Origin of the sequence: Aeromonas sp. S15(2024) (assembly GCF_041402265.1) — a bacterium.
Taxonomy (GTDB): Bacteria; Pseudomonadota; Gammaproteobacteria; order Enterobacterales; family Aeromonadaceae; genus Aeromonas; species Aeromonas dhakensis.
In genome coordinates, this window is record NZ_JBGLQY010000004.1 from 1 (window position 1) to 19686 (window position 19686).

Genomic DNA, 19686 nt, shown 5'->3' on the forward strand with positions numbered 1-19686 from the left:
AGCGCAGTGGAACCACCTGACCCCATGCCGAACTCAGAAGTGAAACGCTGTAGCGCCGATGGTAGTGTGGCATTCGCCATGCGAGAGTAGGACACTGCCAGGCACCCAATTGAAGAAGCCCGCTCATCTGAGCGGGCTTTTTTATTGCCTGAAATTTAGCTTGATTCGTATTTGACCGCGGTTCTTCGATGCATGAGCAATGCCTGCCTCACACCTTATTCCCCACTCGGCTCTCCTCTGCCGAAACCCGGCGTCAGAGCTGCAATTAGGGTTGTATCTGCTTCATAACTCGGTAGAGTAAAGGGCATCTTGGGTTGGCCCGTACTCTCTCATGCTCGTTTCTCTGGTACGGATGCAACTTGGCCTGCTTTTATCAACCTTACGTCAGTGGTATCGATATGGAACAAGTAAACAAGTCCACCTTCAGCGATGTACTGGAATATGTGCGTATGTCCCGTCGTCAGAACAAGCTCAAGCGTGAAATTGCAGACAATGAGAAGAAGATCCGTGACAACCAGAAGCGGGTGCTGCTGCTCGACAACCTGAGCGATTACATCAAGCCTGGCATGAACATCGATGAGGTTCAGGCCATCATCGCCAACATGCGCGCTGACTATGAAGAGCGGGTGGATGATCACATCATCAAAAACGCCGAGCTCTCCAAGGAGCGTAAAGACCTGGGCACCAAGCTCAAGGCGATGAGCTCCAGCAAGTAAGCTCGCTCATTATTCTCCCAAAACACCGGCCCATGGCCGGTGTTTTGCTTTCTGCCATCAGCTCGGATCTCTCGCCGCTCTGCAACAATCGGCTCCCCTTTTCATGATCGCCCTGTTACCATCACTACAAAGCGGTCAATAGATTTCAAGCCATTGACTTGAAACGACTAAGCTTGAGTGAAACACAATAAATTGCGCAACCATGGTGGGGCTGATATGGGCGCATCAGAACAGACGGATTTGAACAAAGTGGCATATCAGGATTCATCTGTCCCAAGCGCGGACGGGAAGTACAAGCGCAAGCGTCGTCCCTGGTGGCGCTGGTTGTTCTGCTTTCTCTTTTTGCTGTGCCTGGCCGCCGTGATTGCTCTGGTGGGCTATGAGATGCAGACATCGCGCCTGCAGTCGCAGGAGATCTCCCGCTATGCCGCCAAGCTGACCTATCAGGTCGAGCCCGGTCTTAGCAAGCAGATTGCCTTCCCCGAGGATGGCCCCTTCGACAAGCGGCTGGGTTATGTGCTGCTGCCCATGATGCAGGAACGTCTGCTGCAGCGCGGCTACCAGGTCAGCGAGCAGGTGCATTTCTCCGATGCCTTGTATGACTACGCCAGCCGCGGCTTCTTCGTCCCCTATACCGAGAAGGTCCAGGCCGGTCTGACCCTGCATGATTGCCGGGCAGAGCCCTTCTATCAGTTCAAGTATCCGACCCACTATTATCCGGACTTTGCCTCCATCCCGCCGCTGGTGATCCAGTCGCTGCTGTTCATCGAGAACCGCGATCTGCTCAGCAATGAGCATCCGCTGGCCAACCCGGCCGTGGACTGGCCCCGTTTTGCCAAGGCGGCCATGTCCCAGGTGGGCAAGGCGCTGGATATGCAGGATCAGTCGGCCGGCGGCAGTACCCTGGCGACCCAGGTCGAGAAGTACCGCCACTCGCCGGATGGCCTGACGCTCTCCCCCACCGAGAAGATCCGCCAAATGGCGTCCGCCAGCGTGCGGGCTTACCGGCTTGGGCCGGAGACCCTGGAGGCGCGCAAGCTGGTTGCCTGGGCTTATCTCAACTCGGTGCCACTCTCGGCGGCCCCCGGTTATGGCGAGGTGCACGGTCTGGGTGATGGCCTCTGGGTCTGGTTCGGTGCCAATGTTGACGAGGTGAACCGGCTGCTGGATCCCGCTCGCAACCAGGATGCCTCGCTGGCGGAGCAGGGGCTGGCGCTGCGTCAGGTAGTCTCGTTGATGATTGCCCATCGCCGCCCCTCCTATTACCTGGCTCAGGGACGAGAGGCTCTGGCCACTCTGACCGACAGCTATCTGCGCCTGTTCGTGCAGGAAGGGATGATCACGCCGCCGCTGATGGAGGCTGCGCTGAAGGCCAAGATCGCCTTCCGTGACTTCCTGCAGTCTCCGGCGGTGACCAAGGTCAACAACAACAAGGGGTTGCAGGTTGCCCGTACCCGTCTCAGCCGTCAGCTCGGGGTGCAGCTCTACGATCTGGACCGGCTCGATCTGACGGCCGACACCAGCCTCAACATGCCGCTGCAAAACGAGGTTTCCCATTACCTGCAACAGTTGGCTGATCCGACGTTTGCCGCTCAGGTCGGCCTGTTTGGTGAGCGCCTGCTCTCGCCGGAGAAGACGGGGGATGTGAAGTACAGCTTCACCCTGTTCGAGAAATCGCCGCAGGGCTTCAAGGTGCGGGTGCAGACCGACAACACGGATCAGCCGTTTGACATCAACGAGGGCAGCAAGCTGGAGCTGGGCTCTACCGCCAAGCTGCGGGTGCTGACCACTTATCTGGAGATCGTCTCCGAGCTGCACGACAGTTATGCCGGCATGTCGGCCGAGAGCCTGCGCAAGATAGAGGTGTCGGATCAGGACAACATCAGCCGCTGGGCCGTCTCTTACCTGATGACTGCCAAGGACAAGAGCCTGCCCCTGATGCTGGAGGCTGCGCTGGATCGTAAGTATTCCGCCAGCCCGAACGAAGGGTTCTTCACCGGTGGCGGCATGCACACCTTCAACAACTTCCGGCGCGAAGACAACGGCCGTATTCCGGCCATTCGCGACGCCCTGCGCGAGTCCATCAACCTGCCGTTCGTACGCTTGATGCGCGACATCGTTCGCTACAGCCTCTATCGGGAGGGCAACCGCGCCCAGTTGCTCAAGGATGACAAGGATCCGCGCCGCACCGAATATCTGGCCAAGTTTGCAGACAAGGAGGGGCAGACCTATCTGCTGCGCTTCTGGCGCAAATACCGTGGCAAGACTCCGGAGGAGCAGCTCGACACCTTCCTGGATGGCCTCAAGCCCAGCGCCGTGCGCCTTGCAGCCGTGCACCGCTACCTGATGCCGGATGCCTCGCAGGAGACCTTCGCGGCCTTCCTGGCCAAGCGTCTGCCTCGGGAGAAGCTGAGCGAGAGGCGCATCGAACAGCTCTACACCAGCTATGGCCCCGGCAAGTATTCGCTGCCGGATCAGGGCTATATCGCCCGGGTACACCCGCTGGAGCTGTGGTTGCTCTCCTATCTCAAGGAGTTTGACAAGGCGACCTTCGCCGATGCCGTCGAGGCGAGCCGGGACGAGCGGCAGGAGGTTTACAGCTGGCTGTTCAAGACCCGTCACCGCAGCGCCCGGGACAGCCGGATCCGCACCATGCTGGAGGTCGAGGCCTTCCTCGATATCCATCAGCGCTGGGCCAGACTGGGTTATCCGTTCGATCACCTGGTGCCGTCGCTGGCTACCGCGCTGGGCAGCTCGGGCGACCGCCCTGCTGCGTTGGCCGAGCTGATGGGGATCATCCAAAATGGTGGCATCCGCGCGCCGACCCTGCGCATCGAGCACCTCTCGTTTGCCAAGGGCACGCCGTTCGAGACAGAGTTCACGCCGGCGCAGACCGAGGGGACCCGGGTATTGCCGGTAGAGGTAGCCACTGCGTTGCGCAACGCGTTGTCGAAGGTGGTGGAAGGGGGCACCGCCAGGCGCATCGCCGGCGCCTTTGCCCTGCCGGACGGTACAGTGCTGCAGATGGGGGGCAAGACGGGGACCGGTGACAACCGGATCGAGACGGTGGGCCGCTACGGCAACGTGACCAGCTCGCTGGCCCGCAACCGGACCGCAACCTTCGTCTTCTACATCGGGGATGATCACTTCGGCACCTTGACGGCCTATGTGCCTGGCAGCCAGTCCGACAAGTTCCGCTTCACCTCGGCCCTGCCGGTGCAGGTGCTCAAAGGGATGGCGCCGCTGCTGATGCCCTATCTGCAACCGGAAACCCACACCCAGTGCGTAGCGGGTAACTGACCCTTCACGCCATGAAAAACGGGGCCGTATAGGCCCCGTTTCATTTTGTGTTGACCGCCGCCTGTCGGCGAACGTGAGTCATCACTTACAGCAGATCTTCGATCTCGCCGCGCAGATACTGGTACATCTCGCGATAGGCTACCGGCGGCTTGTTCAGCTCCCGCTCCTTGTTGGCGGTGCGGATCAGCTGGCGCAGCTTCTGGCGGTCCAGCTCGTGGAACTGGGACATCAGCTCGTTGAGGGCGCTGTCGCCTTCGCTGATCAGCCGCTCGCGCCACTGTTCCAGCCGGTGCAGGCGGGCGTTGACGGTGGAGTGGCGATTCTTGATGATGGAGAGCGCCTCGACGATGGGCTCCACATCGCGGCTGCGCATCAACCGGCCGATGAACTGCAGGTGGCGGCGGAAAGACTCGTCCTTCTTCGGCTTGAGCTTGCGGCCCAGTTCGACCGCTTCGGCCAGCTCTTCATCTAGCGGGATCTTCTCCAGTTCGCTGTGGCTGAGGGATACGATCTCTTCCCCCATCTTCTGCAGCGCCTCGGCATCACGCTTGAGCTGGCTCTTGCTGGGGCCCCAGTCTTCCCACTCGTTGTCGTCTTGATATTGACTCATCGGTCTCTTGATTCCTGTCATTCACGTTTGGCGGATATGTTACCAGCTTCTCCCGCTGGGCGCAGGGGTCTGATATGCTTAGCCTCTTTCCTTCCTTCATACAGATGTGAGTTATGGATCAGCAAGACCAAATCCGCCAGGATCAAGCCCATCTCGAGGCCGTGGTTGCCGAGGCCCTGGATATCGCCAAGGGGCTGGGCGCCTCGCTGGCCGAAGTCTCCATCAGCAAACAGACCGGGCTGTCGGTCAACACCCGCGGTTGTGAACTGGAAAGCATCGAATTCAACAAGGATGGCGCGCTCGGCATCGCCGTCTATCGCGATGGCTGTAAGGGCTCCTCGTCCACCACGGATCTGAGCCCGTCGGCCATTCGTGCCGCCGTGGAAGCGGCCATGGAGATTGCCCGCCATACCTCCCCTGACGAGTGCGCCGGTCTGGCAGATGCAGATCTGCTGGCCTGGAACGCCCCGGATCTGCAGCTGTGCCACCCGGTCGCGCTGGATCCCCAATATGGCATCGAGCTGGCCACCGAGTGCGAACGGTTGGCGTTGGGGCGCGATGCCCGCATCAAGCACTCCGACGGTGCCGGTTTCTCCAGCCACCTCGGCATCAAGGTCTATGGCAACAGTCACGGCTTCGTCAAAGGCTATGCCGCCTCGCGCAACTCCCTGAGCTGCGTGCTGATCGGCGAGCAGGATGGCGACATGCAGCGCGATTACGGCTACTCCTCCAGCCGTACCCTGGAGGGGCTCTGGAGCCCGCAGCGCATTGCCGATGAGGCGGTGGAGCGCACCGTCTCCCGCCTCGGTGCCCGCAAGATCGCCACCCGCCATGCACCCGTCCTGTTCCATCCCGATACCGCGGCCGGGCTCTGGGGCCATCTGGTGATGGCCATCAGCGGCGGCAACCTCTACCGCAAGTCGAGCTTCCTGCTGGAGAAGCTGGGCAAGCAGATCCTGCCCGAATGGCTCACCATCCAGGAGTTCCCCCACCTGCTGGGGGGGCTCGCCAGTACCCCGTTCGATGGGGAAGGGGTGCTTACCCGCGACATGGACATAGTGCGCAATGGCGAGCTGATGAGCTGGCTGCTTACCTCCTACTCCGCCCGCAAGCTGGGGCTGACCAGCACAGGCCACGCCGGCGGCATCCACAACTGGCAGGTCTCCAGCACCGGTCAGGATTTCAATGGCATGCTCAAGGAGATGGGCACCGGCCTGCTGGTGACCGAGCTGATGGGGCAGGGGGTCAACATCGTCAATGGCGACTACTCCCGCGGCGCCGCCGGTTTCTGGGTGGAGAACGGCGAGATAGCCTATCCGGTCGAGGAGATCACCATCGCCGGCAATCTGGCCGAGATGTTCAGCCATATCGTGGCGGTGGGCAGCGACGAAGATGAGCGCTCCAGCCTCAAGACAGGCTCTGTGCTGGTCGAGAACATGAAGCTGGCCGGCCACTGATCCCGGCATCAGCGGATTGCAGCCATGAAAAAGGCCCCTCGCTGTGCGAGGGGCCTTTTTGTATCGGCTTTGCTCAGGGGCAGCAATCAGCCCTTGATGCGCTCGATGCGGCCGCCGAGGCCTTGCAGCTTCTGCTCGATGTCTTCGTAGCCACGGTCGATGTGGTAGATGCGATCGACTATGGTAGAGCCTTCGGCCACGAAGCCGGCCAGCACCAGACTGGCGGAGGCGCGCAGGTCGGTTGCCATCACCTGGGCACCCTTGAGCTGCTCGGTGTCGCGGCAGATGGCCACGTTGCCCTGCAGTTCGATGTCGGCGCCCATCCGTACCAGCTCGGGCACGTGCATGAAGCGGTTCTCGAAGATGGTCTCGGTGACCATGCCGGTGCCCTTGGCCACCGCGTTCAGCACGGTGAACTGGGCCTGCATGTCGGTCGGGAAGGCCGGGTAGGGAGCGGTCTTGATGGTGACCGGCTTGAGGGTGCGACCGGTCATGTCGAGGGTGATCCAGTCTTCACCCTTCTCAATCAGGGCGCCAGCTTCTTCCAGCTTGACCAGAACCGCTTCCAGCAGGGTCGGGTCGGTCTTGCGGCAGGTGATCTTACCGCCGGTGACCGCGGCGCCCACCAGGAAGGTACCGGTTTCGATACGGTCAGGCTGGACGCTGTAACTGCCACCGTGCAGACGCTCGACACCGTCGATGATCAGGGTGTCGGTGCCAGCGCCCTGGATCTTGGCGCCCAGCGCGTTGAGGAAGTTGGCCAGATCGACCACTTCCGGCTCGCGCGCGGCGTTTTCGATCACGGTACGGCCGTCAGCCAGGGTGGCGGCCATCATCAGGTTTTCGGTACCGGTGACGGAGACCATGTCCATCAGGATGTGGGCACCCTTCAGGCGACCGTCGACGCGGGCCTTGATGTAACCCTCCTCGATGACGATCTTGGCGCCCATCAGCTCCAGACCGTGCACGTGCAGGTTGACCGGACGGGCACCGATGGCGCAGCCGCCGGGCAGGGAGACGTCAGCCGCGCCAAAACGGGCGGCCAGCGGGCCCAGCGCCAGGATGGAGGCGCGCATGGTCTTCACCAGCTCGTAGGGGGCGACGTGGTTGTTCACGGCGCCGGTCAGCACGGTCACGTTGCCGTTCACCTTGGTGGTGGCGCCCAGCATCTCCAGCAGCTTGATGGTGGTCCCCACGTCTTTCAGACGCGGCACGTTGGAGAGGTGGATCTCCTCGTCACACAGCAGGGTGGCGAACAGGATCGGCAGAGCGGCGTTCTTGGCGCCAGAGATGGTCACTTCGCCGTTGAGAGTACAACGACCATCGATCTTGAATTTGTCCATTTACGTTTGATACCAAATCAGGAGGGCAGTAGAAATTTACGTTCGCGTTTCCACTCGGCATCGGTAAAGGCCTTGATGGAGAGTGCGTGAATGGCGTTGCTGGCGATCTTGTCCATCAGCGGGGCATAGATGGCCTGCTGCTTCTTGACCCGGCTCATGCCGTCAAACATGTCACCGACGGCGATCACTTGGTAGTGACTGCCATCCCCTTTGACATGGACTTCGGACAATGGCAGAGCCTCGAGGAGTATCGCTTCAATTTCAGAGACTTGCATTATGCGTCCTCAGTTGTGAGCGGGGTTGATTGAAACAATCCGGCCACTCCGTAGAGGTTGGCCAGGGTATAGAAATCAGCGGAGGCACCCACCAGTTGCGGTGTGGCGCCTCGTGCCAGAGCGGCTTTGGCCCATTTGACCAGCAGGGCCAGCCCGGCGGAATCCAGCGTGGTCACGTCGCCGAGCTCGAGCAGATCTTCCTGCCACCAGTCAGCCCGCCGTTGCCACAGCTCAATCACCTGAGCCGCCTGCAGCTCGCCGCTCAGTCTCATGACTTGAGCACCAGCGGCTTGGCATTGTGGGCGCGCAGCTGGGCGATCACCGCATCGATGCCGTTCTGGCGAATGAGGCCACCCAGCTCGTTCTGTTTGGCAGAGAGCAGGCTGATCCCCTCGGCGACCATGTCGAAGGCTTTCCATTCGCCGGTCTTGTTGTTCTTGCGCAGCTTGAACTCGAGGAAGATATCCGGCTTGCCGGCCTCTTTCACGCTGACGTTGACGGCGGTGATGTTGCTGTCACCGGCGGCCTTGCCCGGCTCGACCTTGACGGTCTGCTTGTCGAAATGGGCCAGGGCGTCGGCGTAGGAGCTCACCATGTACTCGGTGAACACCTCGACGAAGGCGTCACGCTGGGCCGGGGTGGTCTGCTTGATCTGGTTGCCGAGCACCTTGTAGGCGGCGAAGCGGTTGTCCACGTAGGGCAGCAGCTCTTCGCGGATGATCACCCGCAGGTGATCCGGGTTGCTCTTTACCTGAGCCTGATCGGATTTCAGGCGGGCGAAGGTCTGCTTGGCTGCCTGATCCACCAGGGCGTAGGGGTCGGTGGCGTCGGTAGCTTGCGCGGTCAGGGAAAACAGCATGCTGGTCATCAGGCCCAGCAACAGGGCGATCTTCTTGAACATGGTTACTCCTTACTTGCTGTCTGACTTGGTGTCGGAAGACTGGCTGTAGAGGAACTTGCCAATCAGGTCTTCCAGCACAATGGCGGATTTGGTGTCTTCAATCATGTCGCCATCCTTGAGCATGCTGGTGCCCATCTCCTCATCGGTAAAACCGGGTACCAGGCCGATGTACTGCTCACCCAGCAGGCCTGAGGTCAGGATGGAGAGGGTGCTGGTCTCGGAGAACTCGCCGGCGCTCTTCTGCATCTGCAGGGAGACGACCGGAACCTGGCTCTTGGCGTCCAGGCTGATGTCGCTGACCCGACCGACCACCACGCCGCCCACCTTGACCGGAGAGCGTACTTTCAGGCCGCCGATATTATCGAAATGGGCGTGCAGGGTATAGGTTTCTCCTTCCGGTTTGAAACTCAAACCGGCCACTTGCAGTGCCAATGCCAGAATGGCACCGATGCCGGCCAGCATGAAGGTGCCAACCAGGAATTCTACTTTGCTGAACTTCATCTTTACCTTATCCAAACATGACTGCGGTGAGTATAAAATCCAGGCCGAGCACGGCCAGGGAGGAGTGGACCACTGTGCGGGTCGTGGCCTGACTGATCCCGGCCGAGGTCGGCTTGGCATCATAACCGTTAAAGAGCGCAATCCAGGTGACCACCAGGGCGAAGATCAGGCTCTTGATGGCGCCCTGCATGATGTCATCCTGCCAGTCGACGGAGGCCTGCATGGCGGACCAGAAGCCCCCCTCATCGACCCCCAGCCAGTCCACCCCGACCAGCTTGCCGCCGAAGATGCCGATCAGGCTGAACATGAAGGCCAGCAGCGGCATGCTGATGACCCCGGCCCAGAAGCGCGGCGCCACCACCCGACGCAGCGGATCCACCGCCATCATCTCGAGGCTCGAAAGCTGCTCGGTGGCCTTCATCAGGCCGATTTCGGCGGTGAGGGCGGAGCCCGCACGACCGGCAAACAGCAGGGCGGTCACTACCGGGCCCAGCTCCCGCAGCAGGGAGAGGGAGACCAGCGGGCCCAGGCTCTGCTCGGCGCCGAAGTCCTTCAGGACGTTGTAGCCCTGCAGCGAGAGCACCATGCCGATGAACAGGCCCGACACCAGAATGATGGCGACCGACTGCACCCCGACCACATAGAGCTGCTGTACCAGCAGCGGAAAGTGCTTGCGCGGCGCGGGTTTGCCCGCCAGCGCGTGAAACAACATGATGGTGGCGCGGCCGATGGCGCTGATGAACCGCACCCCGCTTCGCCCCAGTTTGCTTACCTGGCTTGTCAACATCAGAGATCCTGTAGCAGCTCGCCTGCCGGAAAATGAAACGGAACAGGACCGTCGGGCAGTCCCTTCAGGAACTGCTCGACCTCGGGATTGTGCTCCTCGCGCAGCTGGGCCGGCGTGCCGTGCGCCACCACCTTGCGGTTAGCGATGATATAGGCGTAGTCGGCGATGCTCAGCACCTCCTTCACGTCGTGGGTGACGATGACGGAGGTGATGCCGAGGGCATCGTTCATATCCTTGATGAGCTTCACCAGCACCGCCATGGTGATGGGATCCTGGCCGACGAACGGCTCGTCATACATGATGAGGTCCGGATCCAGCGCGATGGAACGGGCCAGCGCCGCGCGTCTGGCCATGCCGCCGGAGAGCTCGGAGGGCATCAGCTTTGCTGCGCCGCGCAGGCCCACCGCCTGTAGCTTCATCATGACGATGGTGTGGATCAGCTCTTCGGGCAGGCCGGAGTGCTCGCGCAGCGGGAAGGCCACGTTGTCGTAAACCGTCATGCCGGTAAACAGGGCGCCGCTCTGAAACAGCATGCTCATCCGCTTGCGCACTTCGTACAGGCGCGAGCGGGAGAGGGTGGGGATATCTTCCCCGTCAAACAGGATATGACCGGACTCGGGCTTGAGCTGGCCGCCGATCAACCGCAGCAAGGTGGTCTTGCCGATGCCGCTGGGGCCCATGACCGCAGTGACCTTGCCACGGGGAATGGTCAGGTTTATCCCGTCGTATAACAGCCGATCTCCGTGACTGAAGGTCAGGTCGGAGATGGTGATCAGGTCATCGTTCAAACAATTGTCCATCCGGTGTAAATGAAGAGCGAATTTTATGGGCTAGTCTAGGTCTAAGCAACAGCAAGGAACAACTATTGAACAGTCTGCCCATCCAGACGCGCGACAGTTTTTTGTAACCAATTGTCTCTCTTTTACGCCCAAGAAGTATCCGATTCGCTTATCTCGACAGACTTTTTTATAATCCCGCAGCAAATTTCAGCCCGGAGCTGTGTCTTTATGTCTGTAAAGTCTGAAAAAGTGTCTGAACTGTTCGATTTTCGTCGCAGCGCCCGTACCGTGCTGGACATCGAGAAACAAGCGATTGATGGACTCTACCAGTACCTGAACGATGCCTTCGATCAGGCGTGTGAGATGATACTGCGTTGCAGTGGCAAGATAGTGGTCACCGGCATGGGCAAGTCAGGTCATGTCGGAAGCAAGATAGCGGCGACCCTGGCCAGCACCGGTACTCCCGCTTTCTTCTTGCACCCGGGTGAAGCCAGCCACGGCGATCTGGGGATGATCTCCGGCGGCGATCTCATCATCGCCATCTCCAACTCCGGTGAGAGCGACGAGATCCTGGCCCTGCTGCCGGTACTCAAGCGCCGCGGCATTCCGCTCATCTGCATGACCGGCAACCCGGCCTCCACCATGGCAAAAGAAGCCAACGTGCACCTGTGCATCAAGGTGGAGAAGGAAGCCTGCCCGCTGGGGCTGGCGCCGACCTCCAGTACTACAGCGACCCTGGTGATGGGCGATGCGCTGGCGGTGGCCCTGCTGGAAGCCCGCGGTTTTACCGCCGACGATTTCGCGCTCTCTCACCCAGGCGGGTCGCTCGGCAAGCGCTTGCTGCTGCGAGTCGGCGATCTGATGCACAGCGGCGAGCTGTTGCCCCAGGTGGGGATAGATGCCACCATCAGCCAGGCACTGCTGGAAGTGAGTCGCAAGGGGCTCGGCATGACGGCGGTGGTTGATGGCAACGGCGTGCTGGCCGGCCTGTTTACCGATGGTGACCTGCGCCGCATTCTGGATCTGCAGGTGGATATCCATCACACCCCGATCAGCCGCGTCATGACGGTGAACTGTGTTACCGTGGGACCAGAGATGATGGCGGCCGAGGCCGTCAAGCTGATGGAAACCAGAAAGATCAACGGATTACTGGTCGTGGATGGCGACAAGCGCCCGCTGGGGGCCTTCAACATGCACGACCTGCTGAACGCCGGAGTAATTTGATGCAAAACGTACCGACCCTCTATGGTCCGGTGACGCGCAGCCAGTTTGATCAGGCGGCGCAAATCCGCCTGCTGGTGTGCGATGTGGACGGGGTGCTCTCCAACGGCCTCATCTACATGGGAAATGACGGCGAAGAGCTGAAAACCTTCTGCACTCGCGACGGCGCCGGCATGCGGGCGCTGCTCAATGCCGGCATCGAGATTGCCATCATTACTGGCCGCAACTCCCGCATCGTCAGCGATCGGATGAAGAGCCTGGGGGTGCAGCACCTGGTGCAGGGGGCGGATCAGAAGCTGCCCCACTTCGAGGCGCTGCTGGCCAAGCTGGGGCTGGATGCATCGCAAGCAGCCTATATGGGAGATGACACCATCGATCTGCCGGTGATGCAGGCCTGTGGCCTCGGCATTGCCGTGGCCGACGCCCATCCGCTGGTGCTGGCGCGGGCCGACATGGTGACCCGGCTGGCCGGTGGGGTGGGGGCGGTGCGCGAGGTGTGCGATCTCATCCTGCAGGCTCAGGGGCTGGGTGATTATCAGCCTGAGGCCTCGGTATGAGCAGACAGACCCTGTTGTTTGCCCTGCTGTTTCTAGTGGCGCTGGCGGCCTGGCAGCTCGGCGATATCGAGCTGGCACCGGAGCCGACCACCAAGGTGGAAAATTATCAGCCGGACTTCACCGCCAAGAATCTGGTGACGACCCGCTTCAATGCCGAGGGACTGCGTACCGAACGGCTCGAGTCCCGCTACGCGGAGTATTACCAGATCCTGGAACAGGCCACCTTCGACAAGCCGGTGGTCTACATGTTCGACAAGCAGGGCGAAGCCGAGTGGAAGGTCAACGCCGAGACCGGGGTGCTCAACACCGATGACAACGTGATCCTGCGGGACAAGGTACATCTGGACGGTCTGCTGCCCACCTCCTTCATCTCCACGCTGGATACCCCCTATCTGGAGCTGGATCTGGTGACCCAGAACGTGAGAAGCAATCAGCAGGTCAGCATAGTGGGTAAGGACTTCCAGACCGAGGGCGTTGGCCTGAAGGGTCATCTGGAACGCAAATATTTCGAATTACTGGATCAGGGCCATGCCATCTATTTCAATGAAAAACGCTAATCTGGCCCTCGCGGCCCTGCTGCTGTGCGGCACCGTGAGCGCCAAAGAGTCCGACTTTGCCGAGAAGGTCTATGTGGACGCGGTCAAGCAGGTGGCCGAGCTGCAGGACAACCGCATCACCTTCGAGCAGGATGTGACCATCACTCAGGGCTCCATCAAGATCAAGGCCGACAAGGTGGTGGTGATCCGCTCCGGCGAGAAGGGTGCCGAGGTGATGACGGCCTATGGCAAGCCTGCCACCTTCTTCCAGATCCTGGACAACGGCAAGCCGGTCAATGCCCACGGCAACAGCATTCGCTATGAGCTGAAGAACCGGCTGGTGACCATTACCGGCGATGGCCAGCTCAAGCAGGAAGACAGCCAGGTCAATGGCGATCTCATTCGCTACGACATCGTCAAACAGAAGATGGTTGCCGAGAGCAAGACCCCGAACCAGAGGGTCAAGACGGTGTTCCTGCCGGATCAGGTCGAGAGTTTCGACAAGCCGGCCGATCAGAAGAAGCAGGGAAAATAAGCCATGGCAGTGTTGAAAGCAGCCGGCCTGCAGAAGAGCTACAAGCGCCGCATGGTGGTCAGCGATGTGAGTCTGGAAGTGGGCACCGGTCAGATTGTCGGCCTGCTCGGCCCGAACGGTGCCGGCAAGACCACCTCCTTCTACATGATCGTGGGGCTGGTGCAGAGCGATGCCGGTCTCATCACCATCGATGATCAGGACATCAGCCTGCAACCCATGCATATCCGCGCCCGCAACGGCATCGGCTATCTGCCGCAGGAGGCCTCCATCTTCCGGCGTCTGTCGGTGTTCGACAACCTGATGGGGGTCATGCAGACCCGCAAGGGACTGAGCCGCGAGGAGCGGGAGGACAAGGTCCAGCAACTGCTGGAAGAGTTCAACATCACCCATATCCGCGACAGCCTGGGCCAGAGCCTGTCGGGCGGTGAGCGGCGTCGGGTCGAGATCGCCCGTGCGCTGGCGGCGGAGCCGCGTTTTATCCTGCTGGATGAACCTTTTGCCGGGGTAGACCCCATTTCTGTGATAGACATCAAGAAGATCATCCAGCACCTCAAAGATAGAGGCCTGGGCGTCTTGATCACCGACCACAACGTCAGAGAGACTCTGGACGTATGTGAGAAGGCCTATATCGTCAGCCACGGCAAGATGATTGCCGAAGGGGCACCGGCGGAAATACTCGCCGATGAGCAGGTCAAGCGCGTCTATTTGGGCGATCAATTCAGTCTATAGTAAGGGGGCATCTCTTCATTTCCTGTGACGACTGCCTCGCTGACCATAAGGATATCCCGACGTAGATGAAGCCGACATTACAGTTGCGTCTCGGTCAGTCCCTGACCATGACGCCGCAATTACAACAAGCGATTCGTCTGCTCCAGCTCTCCACTCTGGAACTCCAGCAGGAAATTCAGCAAGCGCTCGACAACAACCCCTTGCTGGAGCAAGAGGAAAACGACGTTCAGGAGACCAGCCCGGTCGACCAGGTGGACGTCAGCCAGCTCGATTCCAGCGATGCCATGGCCCAGGACCAGATGCCGGACGAACTACCGGTGGATACCACCTGGGAAGAGGTCTACTCGGCCGGCACAGCCCAGAGCGCAGGCCCCATCCATGACGGGGAAGACAGCATCTATCAGGGTGAGACCACTGAGAACCTGCAGGACTACCTGTTGTGGCAGATGCGCTTGACCCCGTTCAGCGACGTGGATGCCGCCATCGCCCTCGCCATCATAGATGCCATCGACGAATCTGGTTACCTGACGGTGTCGCTTGAGGATATTCAGGCGGCGGTGAGCAGCGAGGATGTCGAGGTGGAGCTCGATGAAGTGGAGGCCGTGCTCAAGCGGGTGCAGCATTTCGATCCGGTCGGCATCGCCGCCCGCTCGGTGCAGGAGTGCCTGCTGATCCAGCTGGGCCAGTACTCCCCTGATTTGCCCTGGCTCAACGAAGCCAGGGAGGTGATCCTCGAGCACATGGATCTGCTCGGCAACCGCGATTACCGCACCCTGGCCCGCAAGACCAAGCTGAAGGAGAACGACCTCAAGGAGGTGCTGGATCTCATTCAGCAGCTGGAGCCGCGGCCCGGTAATGGCGTCATCCAGAGCGAATCCCAGTACGTGATCCCGGATGTTTCCGTGGTCAAGAAGGGCAACAAGTGGGTGGTCGAGCTCAATCCGGACTCTGCCCCGCGCATCCGGGTCAACGAGACCTATGCCGCCATGGCCAGACAGGCCCGCACCAGTCAGGATACCCAGTTCATCCGCTCCCACCTGCAGGAAGCCAAGTGGTTCATCAAGAGTCTGGAGAGCCGCAACGACACCCTGCTCAAGGTGGCCAGCTGCATCGTCGAGCAGCAGCAGGGCTTCTTCGAATACGGTGAAGAGGCTATGAAACCCATGGTGCTCAACGACATCGCCGAAGCGGTGGAGATGCACGAGTCGACCATCTCGCGGGTGACCACCCAGAAGTACATGCACACGCCGCGCGGCATCTTTGAACTGAAGTTTTTTTTCTCCAGCCATGTGAACACCGAGGGAGGAGGAGAGTGCTCATCGACCGCAATTCGCGCGCTCATCAAGAAGCTGGTCACGGCGGAGAATCCCGCCAAGCCGCTAAGTGATAGCAAGATCGCGGATTTGCTGGCCGAACAGGGTATTATGGTGGCGAGACGCACGATCGCAAAGTACCGTGAATCCTTGTTGATCCCGCCATCCAATCAGCGCAAACGCCTGGTTTAGGCAAAACAAAAGGAAGACGTTATGCAAATCAACCTGACCGGACACCATGTCGAGATCACCGAAGCTCTGCGTGATTATGTGAACAACAAATTTGCCAAACTCGAGCGTCACTTTGACCACATCAACAATGTTCATGTGGTGTTGAGCGTAGAAAAACTGAACCAGATCGCCGAAGCCAAGCTGCATGTCAGCGGGGGGGAGGTGTTCGCCAACTCGCAGCATGCCGACATGTATGCGGCGATTGATACCCTGCTGGACAAGCTGGATCGGCAGATCATCAAGCACAAAGATAAGTTAAACCAAAAATAACCATGCAACTTGAACACATACTGAGTCGGGACTGCACCAAAAGTGCGGTCCCTTGTACCAGCAAGAAACGCGCCCTGGAGATCATCAGCGAGTTAGCCGCTGAGCGCCTGGGGACCTCTCGTCAGGTGCTCTTCGAGTGCCTGCTGGCGCGAGAAAAGATGGGCAGTACCGGGATCGGTGCCGGTATCGCCATTCCCCACGGCCGGATCGGCGACGAGTTTCCGCCGACCGCGATCCTGATGACCTTTGCAGAGCCTATCCCCTTCGATTCCATCGACAATCAACCGGTTGACCTGCTGTTTGCCCTGCTGGTGCCGGAAAGCGAGTGCAAGCAGCACCTCAAGACCCTTTCCCTGATGGCATCCAAACTGGGCGACAAGGCGGTATGCCGCCAGTTGCGCCAGGCAACCAGCGATGAAGAACTCTATCAGATCATGACATCGGCCTGAGATGCAGGCCCTTGCAATGACGCCAAGCGGTGAGGGAAGAAGATGCAATTAATAGTGGTGAGTGGGCGCTCCGGCTCGGGCAAGACAGTTGCCCTGCGTGTGCTGGAGGATCTCGGTTATTACTGCGTGGATAACCTGCCGGTCAACCTGCTGCCTCAGCTGATCGTCTCGGTCGAGAGCCAGTATGACAAGCTGGCGGTCAGCATCGACGTGCGCAACCTGCCGGCGAGTTCCGACAAGCTGGAAACCCTGCTGGCCCAGGTACGCAACGAGGGGCGTGTGGAGTTCACGAGCTTCTTCTTCGATGCGGAAAACTCCACCCTGCTCAAGCGCTACGGCGAGAGCCGCCGGCTGCACCCTCTGTCGCGCAACAAGCTGTCGCTCGACGAGGCGATCCGGGAAGAGACCCACCTGCTGGCGCCGCTCTCCTCGACGGCCGATCTGCGCATCGACACCACCAACCTCAGCATCCACGACCTGAGCGAGCTCATCAAGACCCGGGTGCTCGGCAAGAAGGAGAACGAGCTGGTGCTGGTGTTCGAGTCGTTTGGCTTCAAGTACGGTATCCCCAAGGATGCCGACTTCGTGTTCGACGCCCGCTTCTTGCCCAATCCGCACTGGATCCCGGAGCTCAAGCCGTTTACCGGCAAGGATGAACCTGTAGCCCGCTACCTCTCCAGCCAGCCCGACGTGATGCAGTTCATCCTGCAGATCGAGAACATGCTGGTGACCTGGTTGCCCCACCTGGAGCGCAACAATCGCAGCTATGTGACGGTCGGGATTGGCTGTACCGGTGGTCAGCACAGATCGGTATTCATTGCCGAGCAGCTGGCCGGCGCCTTCCGCCTGCTGGGCAAGAACGTCCAGATCCGCCACCGCACCCTTGACAAGAGTGCGCCGCAATTTTGATGGACCAATAGGAAGATCAGATGACCGTCTCAGCCTCGGTGGAAGTGAAAAACAAACTGGGCATGCATGCCAGACCGGCCATGATGCTGTTCGAGCTGGTGCAGGGGTTCGATGCCCACGTGTTGCTGCGCAACGAAGAGGGGGTCGAGGCCGACGCGGACAGCGTGATCGGCCTGCTGATGCTGGACTCCGCCCAGGGCAAGCAGGTGGAGGTTCAGGTGGAGGGGCCCGAGGAAGTGGAGGCCCTGGCCGCCGTGGTGGCGCTGTTCACCTCGGGTTTCAACGAGGAGTAGCGGGCCTCTTCATACTCAAGGTGCGCTGCGTGCCAGCGCCTTGAAGGCGGTAAAGTCCCGACAAGCCAGCAGACTCCTGCTGGCTTTTTCGTTCATCAGCGCCAGGAACAGGTCGTAGAGCCCCATCGCCTCTTCGTAGTCGGCCTTGGCGATGGCCAGCACGAAGATGAGGGTGGCGCTCTCGCCGTTGCCCCAGTCGATCCCCTGCGGGGCCAGCACGGTATAGACCAGAGTGCGGCACGCCAGCAGGCCGAGGGAGTGGGGCAGGGCAATGCCGTCCCCCAGCAGGGTGGAGACGATCCGCTCCCGCTCCTGCAAGGATCCCCGAAAGCCGCTCTCCACCAGATCCTCCGCCTCCAGCTGGCTGCAGATGCGATCAAACAGCGCCCCCTGGCTGAGCGGTTCGCTGACCACCATGAAGTGGTCGGCATCGAAGTACTTGTCGAGCAGGTAGGGGCGGGTGCGATCGACCAGCACCAGCTTGCCGAGCTGCTCCAGCTGGTATTGGGTGGGGAAGGGGGCGACCTGCACCACTGGCACGTTCTTGTCGCTCACCTTGACGGTGCTGATGACGAAATCCTGCTCGACTCGCGCCAGCCCTTCGTAATCCCGCACCGACTCCAGTGTGGTCAATTGCAGCTGGGGATACTCCCGCTTGATGCGAGCCTCCAGCACCCGGAAGGTGGCGTTGCCCGCATCGCACAACAGCAGCGCCTGGGGACGGCGGGTGTAGCCGATGTCGTAGTGACGCTCCAGTCCAACCCCTATGTGGATCACCAGATAGCCTATCTCGTGGTGGGTCAGCCGGTAAGGGGTCTGCTTGATCCACTCCGAGATGGCCGCCAGCGTGATGTCGTAGGCGAGGGGGTAATACTGCTTGATGTGGTCCGCCAGCGGATTGTGGCTGCCAATCTGGTATTTGACCCGCAGCAGCATGGCACTGATATGGGTCTGCAGGTCGGCCCGCAGTTGCAGGTCGCCGCGCAGGTCATAGGGGTAGTGCTGGTGGATGTAGGCGAGCAGGTGCTCTACCAGCTGCTCGCTCTCGGCCGCCATGGCCGGGCTGAGCTGGGGGGCATCGGCGGTGAGGCGGGCCTGGATCTGGATGGCGAGGCAGGCTATCTCCTCTTCCCCCGGCGGGGTCAGGGTCGGCAGCTCGCCATAGGTATCGCGGGCGACCGCCAGCAGTGGCGCCGTGAGATCCTCGCCGGTGAATTGGCGCAGCTCGTGGCCCGCGGCCTGGCGCAGCAGGGCGACGGCGCAGTAGATGGCGAGCTGCTGCAGACTCTCGTCGGCCAGACGCAGCTGGTGGCGGCCGAGTTGCTCGTGGATGTGATTGCCCACTACCTCCAGCGTCTTGCTGGGACAGAGGTTGGGCAGCAGGCTCTGCAGTGGGTTGCTGTGCAGCAGCTCCTGATAGAGCAGCTGGGTGAGGCAGGCGCGGATGGCCGTCTCACCCCCCTGGATCCGCATCCCCTGCCTGGGCTTGCTGTCGATGGCGAGGTCGAAGTGGGCGAGCCGATCCCGCACCTCCGCCATGTCCCCCTGCAGTGCCGCCCGGCTCAGATACCAGGTGTCCGCCAGCTCGTCGAGCTTGATGCCCTGCTCCGCCGTCAACAGCAGGATCTGCAGGTGCAGCACCCGCTCGCGGCTGGTGCGGGGCAGCCCGCTCTCCTGCTCCTGGGCCGCCAGCAGCGCCGCGAACAGCTCCTGATTGTAGATCTTGAGCTGGTAGCCGCTGCCGCGCTGGTGGATCAGGTGGGCGCCCCGGGTGGCGATGATCTCGTTGAGGGTCGCCACATCGGTGCGCACGGTGCGGGTGGAGACATTGAGGCGGCGGGCCAGCTCCTCCTGCGGCAGCGGTTCGGCGTGGAGCAGGGTGAGCAGTTGCTGGAGTCTGGGATGGGGCAGCTTGGTCATGAGGGGGGATCGGACTCCTGTCGCAGAATAAAAAACCGATGTTAACAAGCGAGT

The 19686-nt window shown here is 60.8% G+C and carries 22 protein-coding genes and 1 rRNA gene; 14 read left to right on the top strand and 9 right to left on the bottom strand.

Annotated elements, in window-relative coordinates; genetic code table 11:
• From rrf to ACB033_RS10440, 3 genes are all read left to right on the top strand, one after another.
• A 5S ribosomal RNA gene (rrf, locus tag ACB033_RS10430) occupies nucleotides 1-103 on the top strand; the annotation flags it as partial.
• Between the two features lie 295 nt (nucleotides 104-398).
• Complete coding sequence (gene tmaR / locus ACB033_RS10435) at nucleotides 399-716, top strand: PTS system regulator TmaR (RefSeq protein WP_139725713.1); 318 nt, start codon at nucleotides 399-401, stop codon at nucleotides 714-716.
• Nucleotides 717-932: 216 nt separating this feature from the next.
• Complete coding sequence (locus ACB033_RS10440) at nucleotides 933-4016, top strand: transglycosylase domain-containing protein (protein ID WP_124249689.1); 3084 nt, start codon at nucleotides 933-935, stop codon at nucleotides 4014-4016.
• A gap of 85 nt (nucleotides 4017-4101) precedes the next feature.
• On the opposite strand, the gene yjgA is transcribed toward ACB033_RS10440, so the two are convergent.
• Nucleotides 4102-4626, bottom strand: coding sequence for a ribosome biogenesis factor YjgA (gene yjgA / locus ACB033_RS10445; protein ID WP_005306010.1), 525 nt, complete (start codon nucleotides 4624-4626; stop codon nucleotides 4102-4104).
• A gap of 113 nt (nucleotides 4627-4739) precedes the next feature.
• On the opposite strand from yjgA, the gene pmbA reads away from it, so the two are divergent.
• Entirely contained in the window at nucleotides 4740-6083 is a 1344-nt protein-coding gene (pmbA, locus tag ACB033_RS10450; protein WP_139725712.1) for a metalloprotease PmbA, read from the top strand.
• Between the two features lie 86 nt (nucleotides 6084-6169).
• Here pmbA and murA read toward each other — a convergent pair whose 3' ends face one another.
• Genes murA through mlaF form a run of 7 tightly spaced genes read right to left on the bottom strand, consistent with a single transcriptional unit; the run spans nucleotide 6170 to nucleotide 10690 of the window.
• Complete coding sequence (gene murA / locus ACB033_RS10455; protein WP_010635923.1) at nucleotides 6170-7426, bottom strand: UDP-N-acetylglucosamine 1-carboxyvinyltransferase; 1257 nt, start codon at nucleotides 7424-7426, stop codon at nucleotides 6170-6172.
• Between the two features lie 17 nt (nucleotides 7427-7443).
• A complete protein-coding gene (gene ibaG, locus ACB033_RS10460) occupies nucleotides 7444-7701 on the bottom strand; it encodes a BolA family iron metabolism protein IbaG (RefSeq protein WP_005306001.1) in 258 nt (85 codons plus the stop codon).
• Entirely contained in the window at nucleotides 7701-7973 is a 273-nt protein-coding gene (locus tag ACB033_RS10465; protein WP_005305991.1) for a lipid asymmetry maintenance protein MlaB, read from the bottom strand. Before ACB033_RS10465 ends, ibaG begins: the two co-directional genes overlap by 1 nt.
• Complete coding sequence (mlaC, locus tag ACB033_RS10470) at nucleotides 7970-8602, bottom strand: phospholipid-binding protein MlaC (protein ID WP_005305988.1); 633 nt, start codon at nucleotides 8600-8602, stop codon at nucleotides 7970-7972. Before mlaC ends, ACB033_RS10465 begins: the two co-directional genes overlap by 4 nt.
• 9 nt (nucleotides 8603-8611) lie before the next feature.
• Complete coding sequence (mlaD, locus tag ACB033_RS10475) at nucleotides 8612-9103, bottom strand: outer membrane lipid asymmetry maintenance protein MlaD (protein WP_099359775.1); 492 nt, start codon at nucleotides 9101-9103, stop codon at nucleotides 8612-8614.
• 7 nt (nucleotides 9104-9110) lie between these two features.
• Complete coding sequence (gene mlaE, locus ACB033_RS10480) at nucleotides 9111-9890, bottom strand: lipid asymmetry maintenance ABC transporter permease subunit MlaE (protein ID WP_005305981.1); 780 nt, start codon at nucleotides 9888-9890, stop codon at nucleotides 9111-9113.
• A complete protein-coding gene (gene mlaF, locus ACB033_RS10485) occupies nucleotides 9890-10690 on the bottom strand; it encodes a phospholipid ABC transporter ATP-binding protein MlaF (RefSeq protein WP_005305979.1) in 801 nt (266 codons plus the stop codon). The genes mlaE and mlaF overlap by 1 nt, the downstream gene beginning before the upstream one ends.
• Before the next feature lie 207 nt (nucleotides 10691-10897).
• Between mlaF and ACB033_RS10490 the strand changes: the two genes are divergently transcribed.
• The 10 genes from ACB033_RS10490 to npr all read left to right on the top strand — a co-directional run bounded on the left by ACB033_RS10490 (nucleotide 10898) and on the right by npr (nucleotide 17712).
• Nucleotides 10898-11893, top strand: coding sequence for a KpsF/GutQ family sugar-phosphate isomerase (locus ACB033_RS10490; protein ID WP_139430587.1), 996 nt, complete (start codon nucleotides 10898-10900; stop codon nucleotides 11891-11893).
• Nucleotides 11893-12447, top strand: a complete 555-nt coding sequence (kdsC, locus tag ACB033_RS10495) for a 3-deoxy-manno-octulosonate-8-phosphatase KdsC (protein WP_017766397.1) — start codon at nucleotides 11893-11895, stop codon at nucleotides 12445-12447. The genes ACB033_RS10490 and kdsC overlap by 1 nt, the downstream gene beginning before the upstream one ends.
• A complete protein-coding gene (gene lptC / locus ACB033_RS10500; protein WP_010635927.1) occupies nucleotides 12444-13004 on the top strand; it encodes an LPS export ABC transporter periplasmic protein LptC in 561 nt (186 codons plus the stop codon). Before kdsC ends, lptC begins: the two co-directional genes overlap by 4 nt.
• On the top strand, nucleotides 12991-13518 hold the full coding sequence (gene lptA / locus ACB033_RS10505; RefSeq protein WP_010635928.1) for a lipopolysaccharide transport periplasmic protein LptA: 528 nt from the start codon (nucleotides 12991-12993) through the stop codon (nucleotides 13516-13518). Before lptC ends, lptA begins: the two co-directional genes overlap by 14 nt.
• A 3-nt stretch (nucleotides 13519-13521) precedes the next feature.
• Nucleotides 13522-14247, top strand: coding sequence for an LPS export ABC transporter ATP-binding protein (gene lptB / locus ACB033_RS10510; RefSeq protein ID WP_005305964.1), 726 nt, complete (start codon nucleotides 13522-13524; stop codon nucleotides 14245-14247).
• A 65-nt stretch (nucleotides 14248-14312) separates the two neighbouring features.
• Nucleotides 14313-15752, top strand: a complete 1440-nt coding sequence (locus tag ACB033_RS10515) for an RNA polymerase factor sigma-54 (protein WP_010635929.1) — start codon at nucleotides 14313-14315, stop codon at nucleotides 15750-15752.
• 21 nt (nucleotides 15753-15773) lie between these two features.
• Entirely contained in the window at nucleotides 15774-16061 is a 288-nt protein-coding gene (gene hpf, locus ACB033_RS10520; RefSeq protein WP_005305957.1) for a ribosome hibernation promoting factor, read from the top strand.
• 2 nt (nucleotides 16062-16063) lie between these two features.
• Nucleotides 16064-16510 carry a PTS IIA-like nitrogen regulatory protein PtsN gene (gene ptsN / locus ACB033_RS10525; protein ID WP_005305951.1) on the top strand — a complete coding sequence of 149 codons (447 nt, stop codon included), beginning with the start codon at nucleotides 16064-16066 and terminating at the stop codon, nucleotides 16508-16510.
• A 42-nt stretch (nucleotides 16511-16552) separates the two neighbouring features.
• Nucleotides 16553-17419: an RNase adapter RapZ gene (gene rapZ, locus ACB033_RS10530; RefSeq protein WP_371140510.1), complete on the top strand. Its 867-nt coding sequence runs from the start codon at nucleotides 16553-16555 to the stop codon at nucleotides 17417-17419.
• Between the two features lie 20 nt (nucleotides 17420-17439).
• Nucleotides 17440-17712, top strand: coding sequence for a PTS phosphocarrier protein NPr (gene npr / locus ACB033_RS10535; protein ID WP_005305943.1), 273 nt, complete (start codon nucleotides 17440-17442; stop codon nucleotides 17710-17712).
• A gap of 15 nt (nucleotides 17713-17727) precedes the next feature.
• Here npr and ACB033_RS10540 read toward each other — a convergent pair whose 3' ends face one another.
• On the bottom strand, nucleotides 17728-19632 hold the full coding sequence (locus ACB033_RS10540; RefSeq protein WP_258118569.1) for a transcription antiterminator: 1905 nt from the start codon (nucleotides 19630-19632) through the stop codon (nucleotides 17728-17730).
• Between the last annotated feature and the right edge of the window lie 54 nt (nucleotides 19633-19686).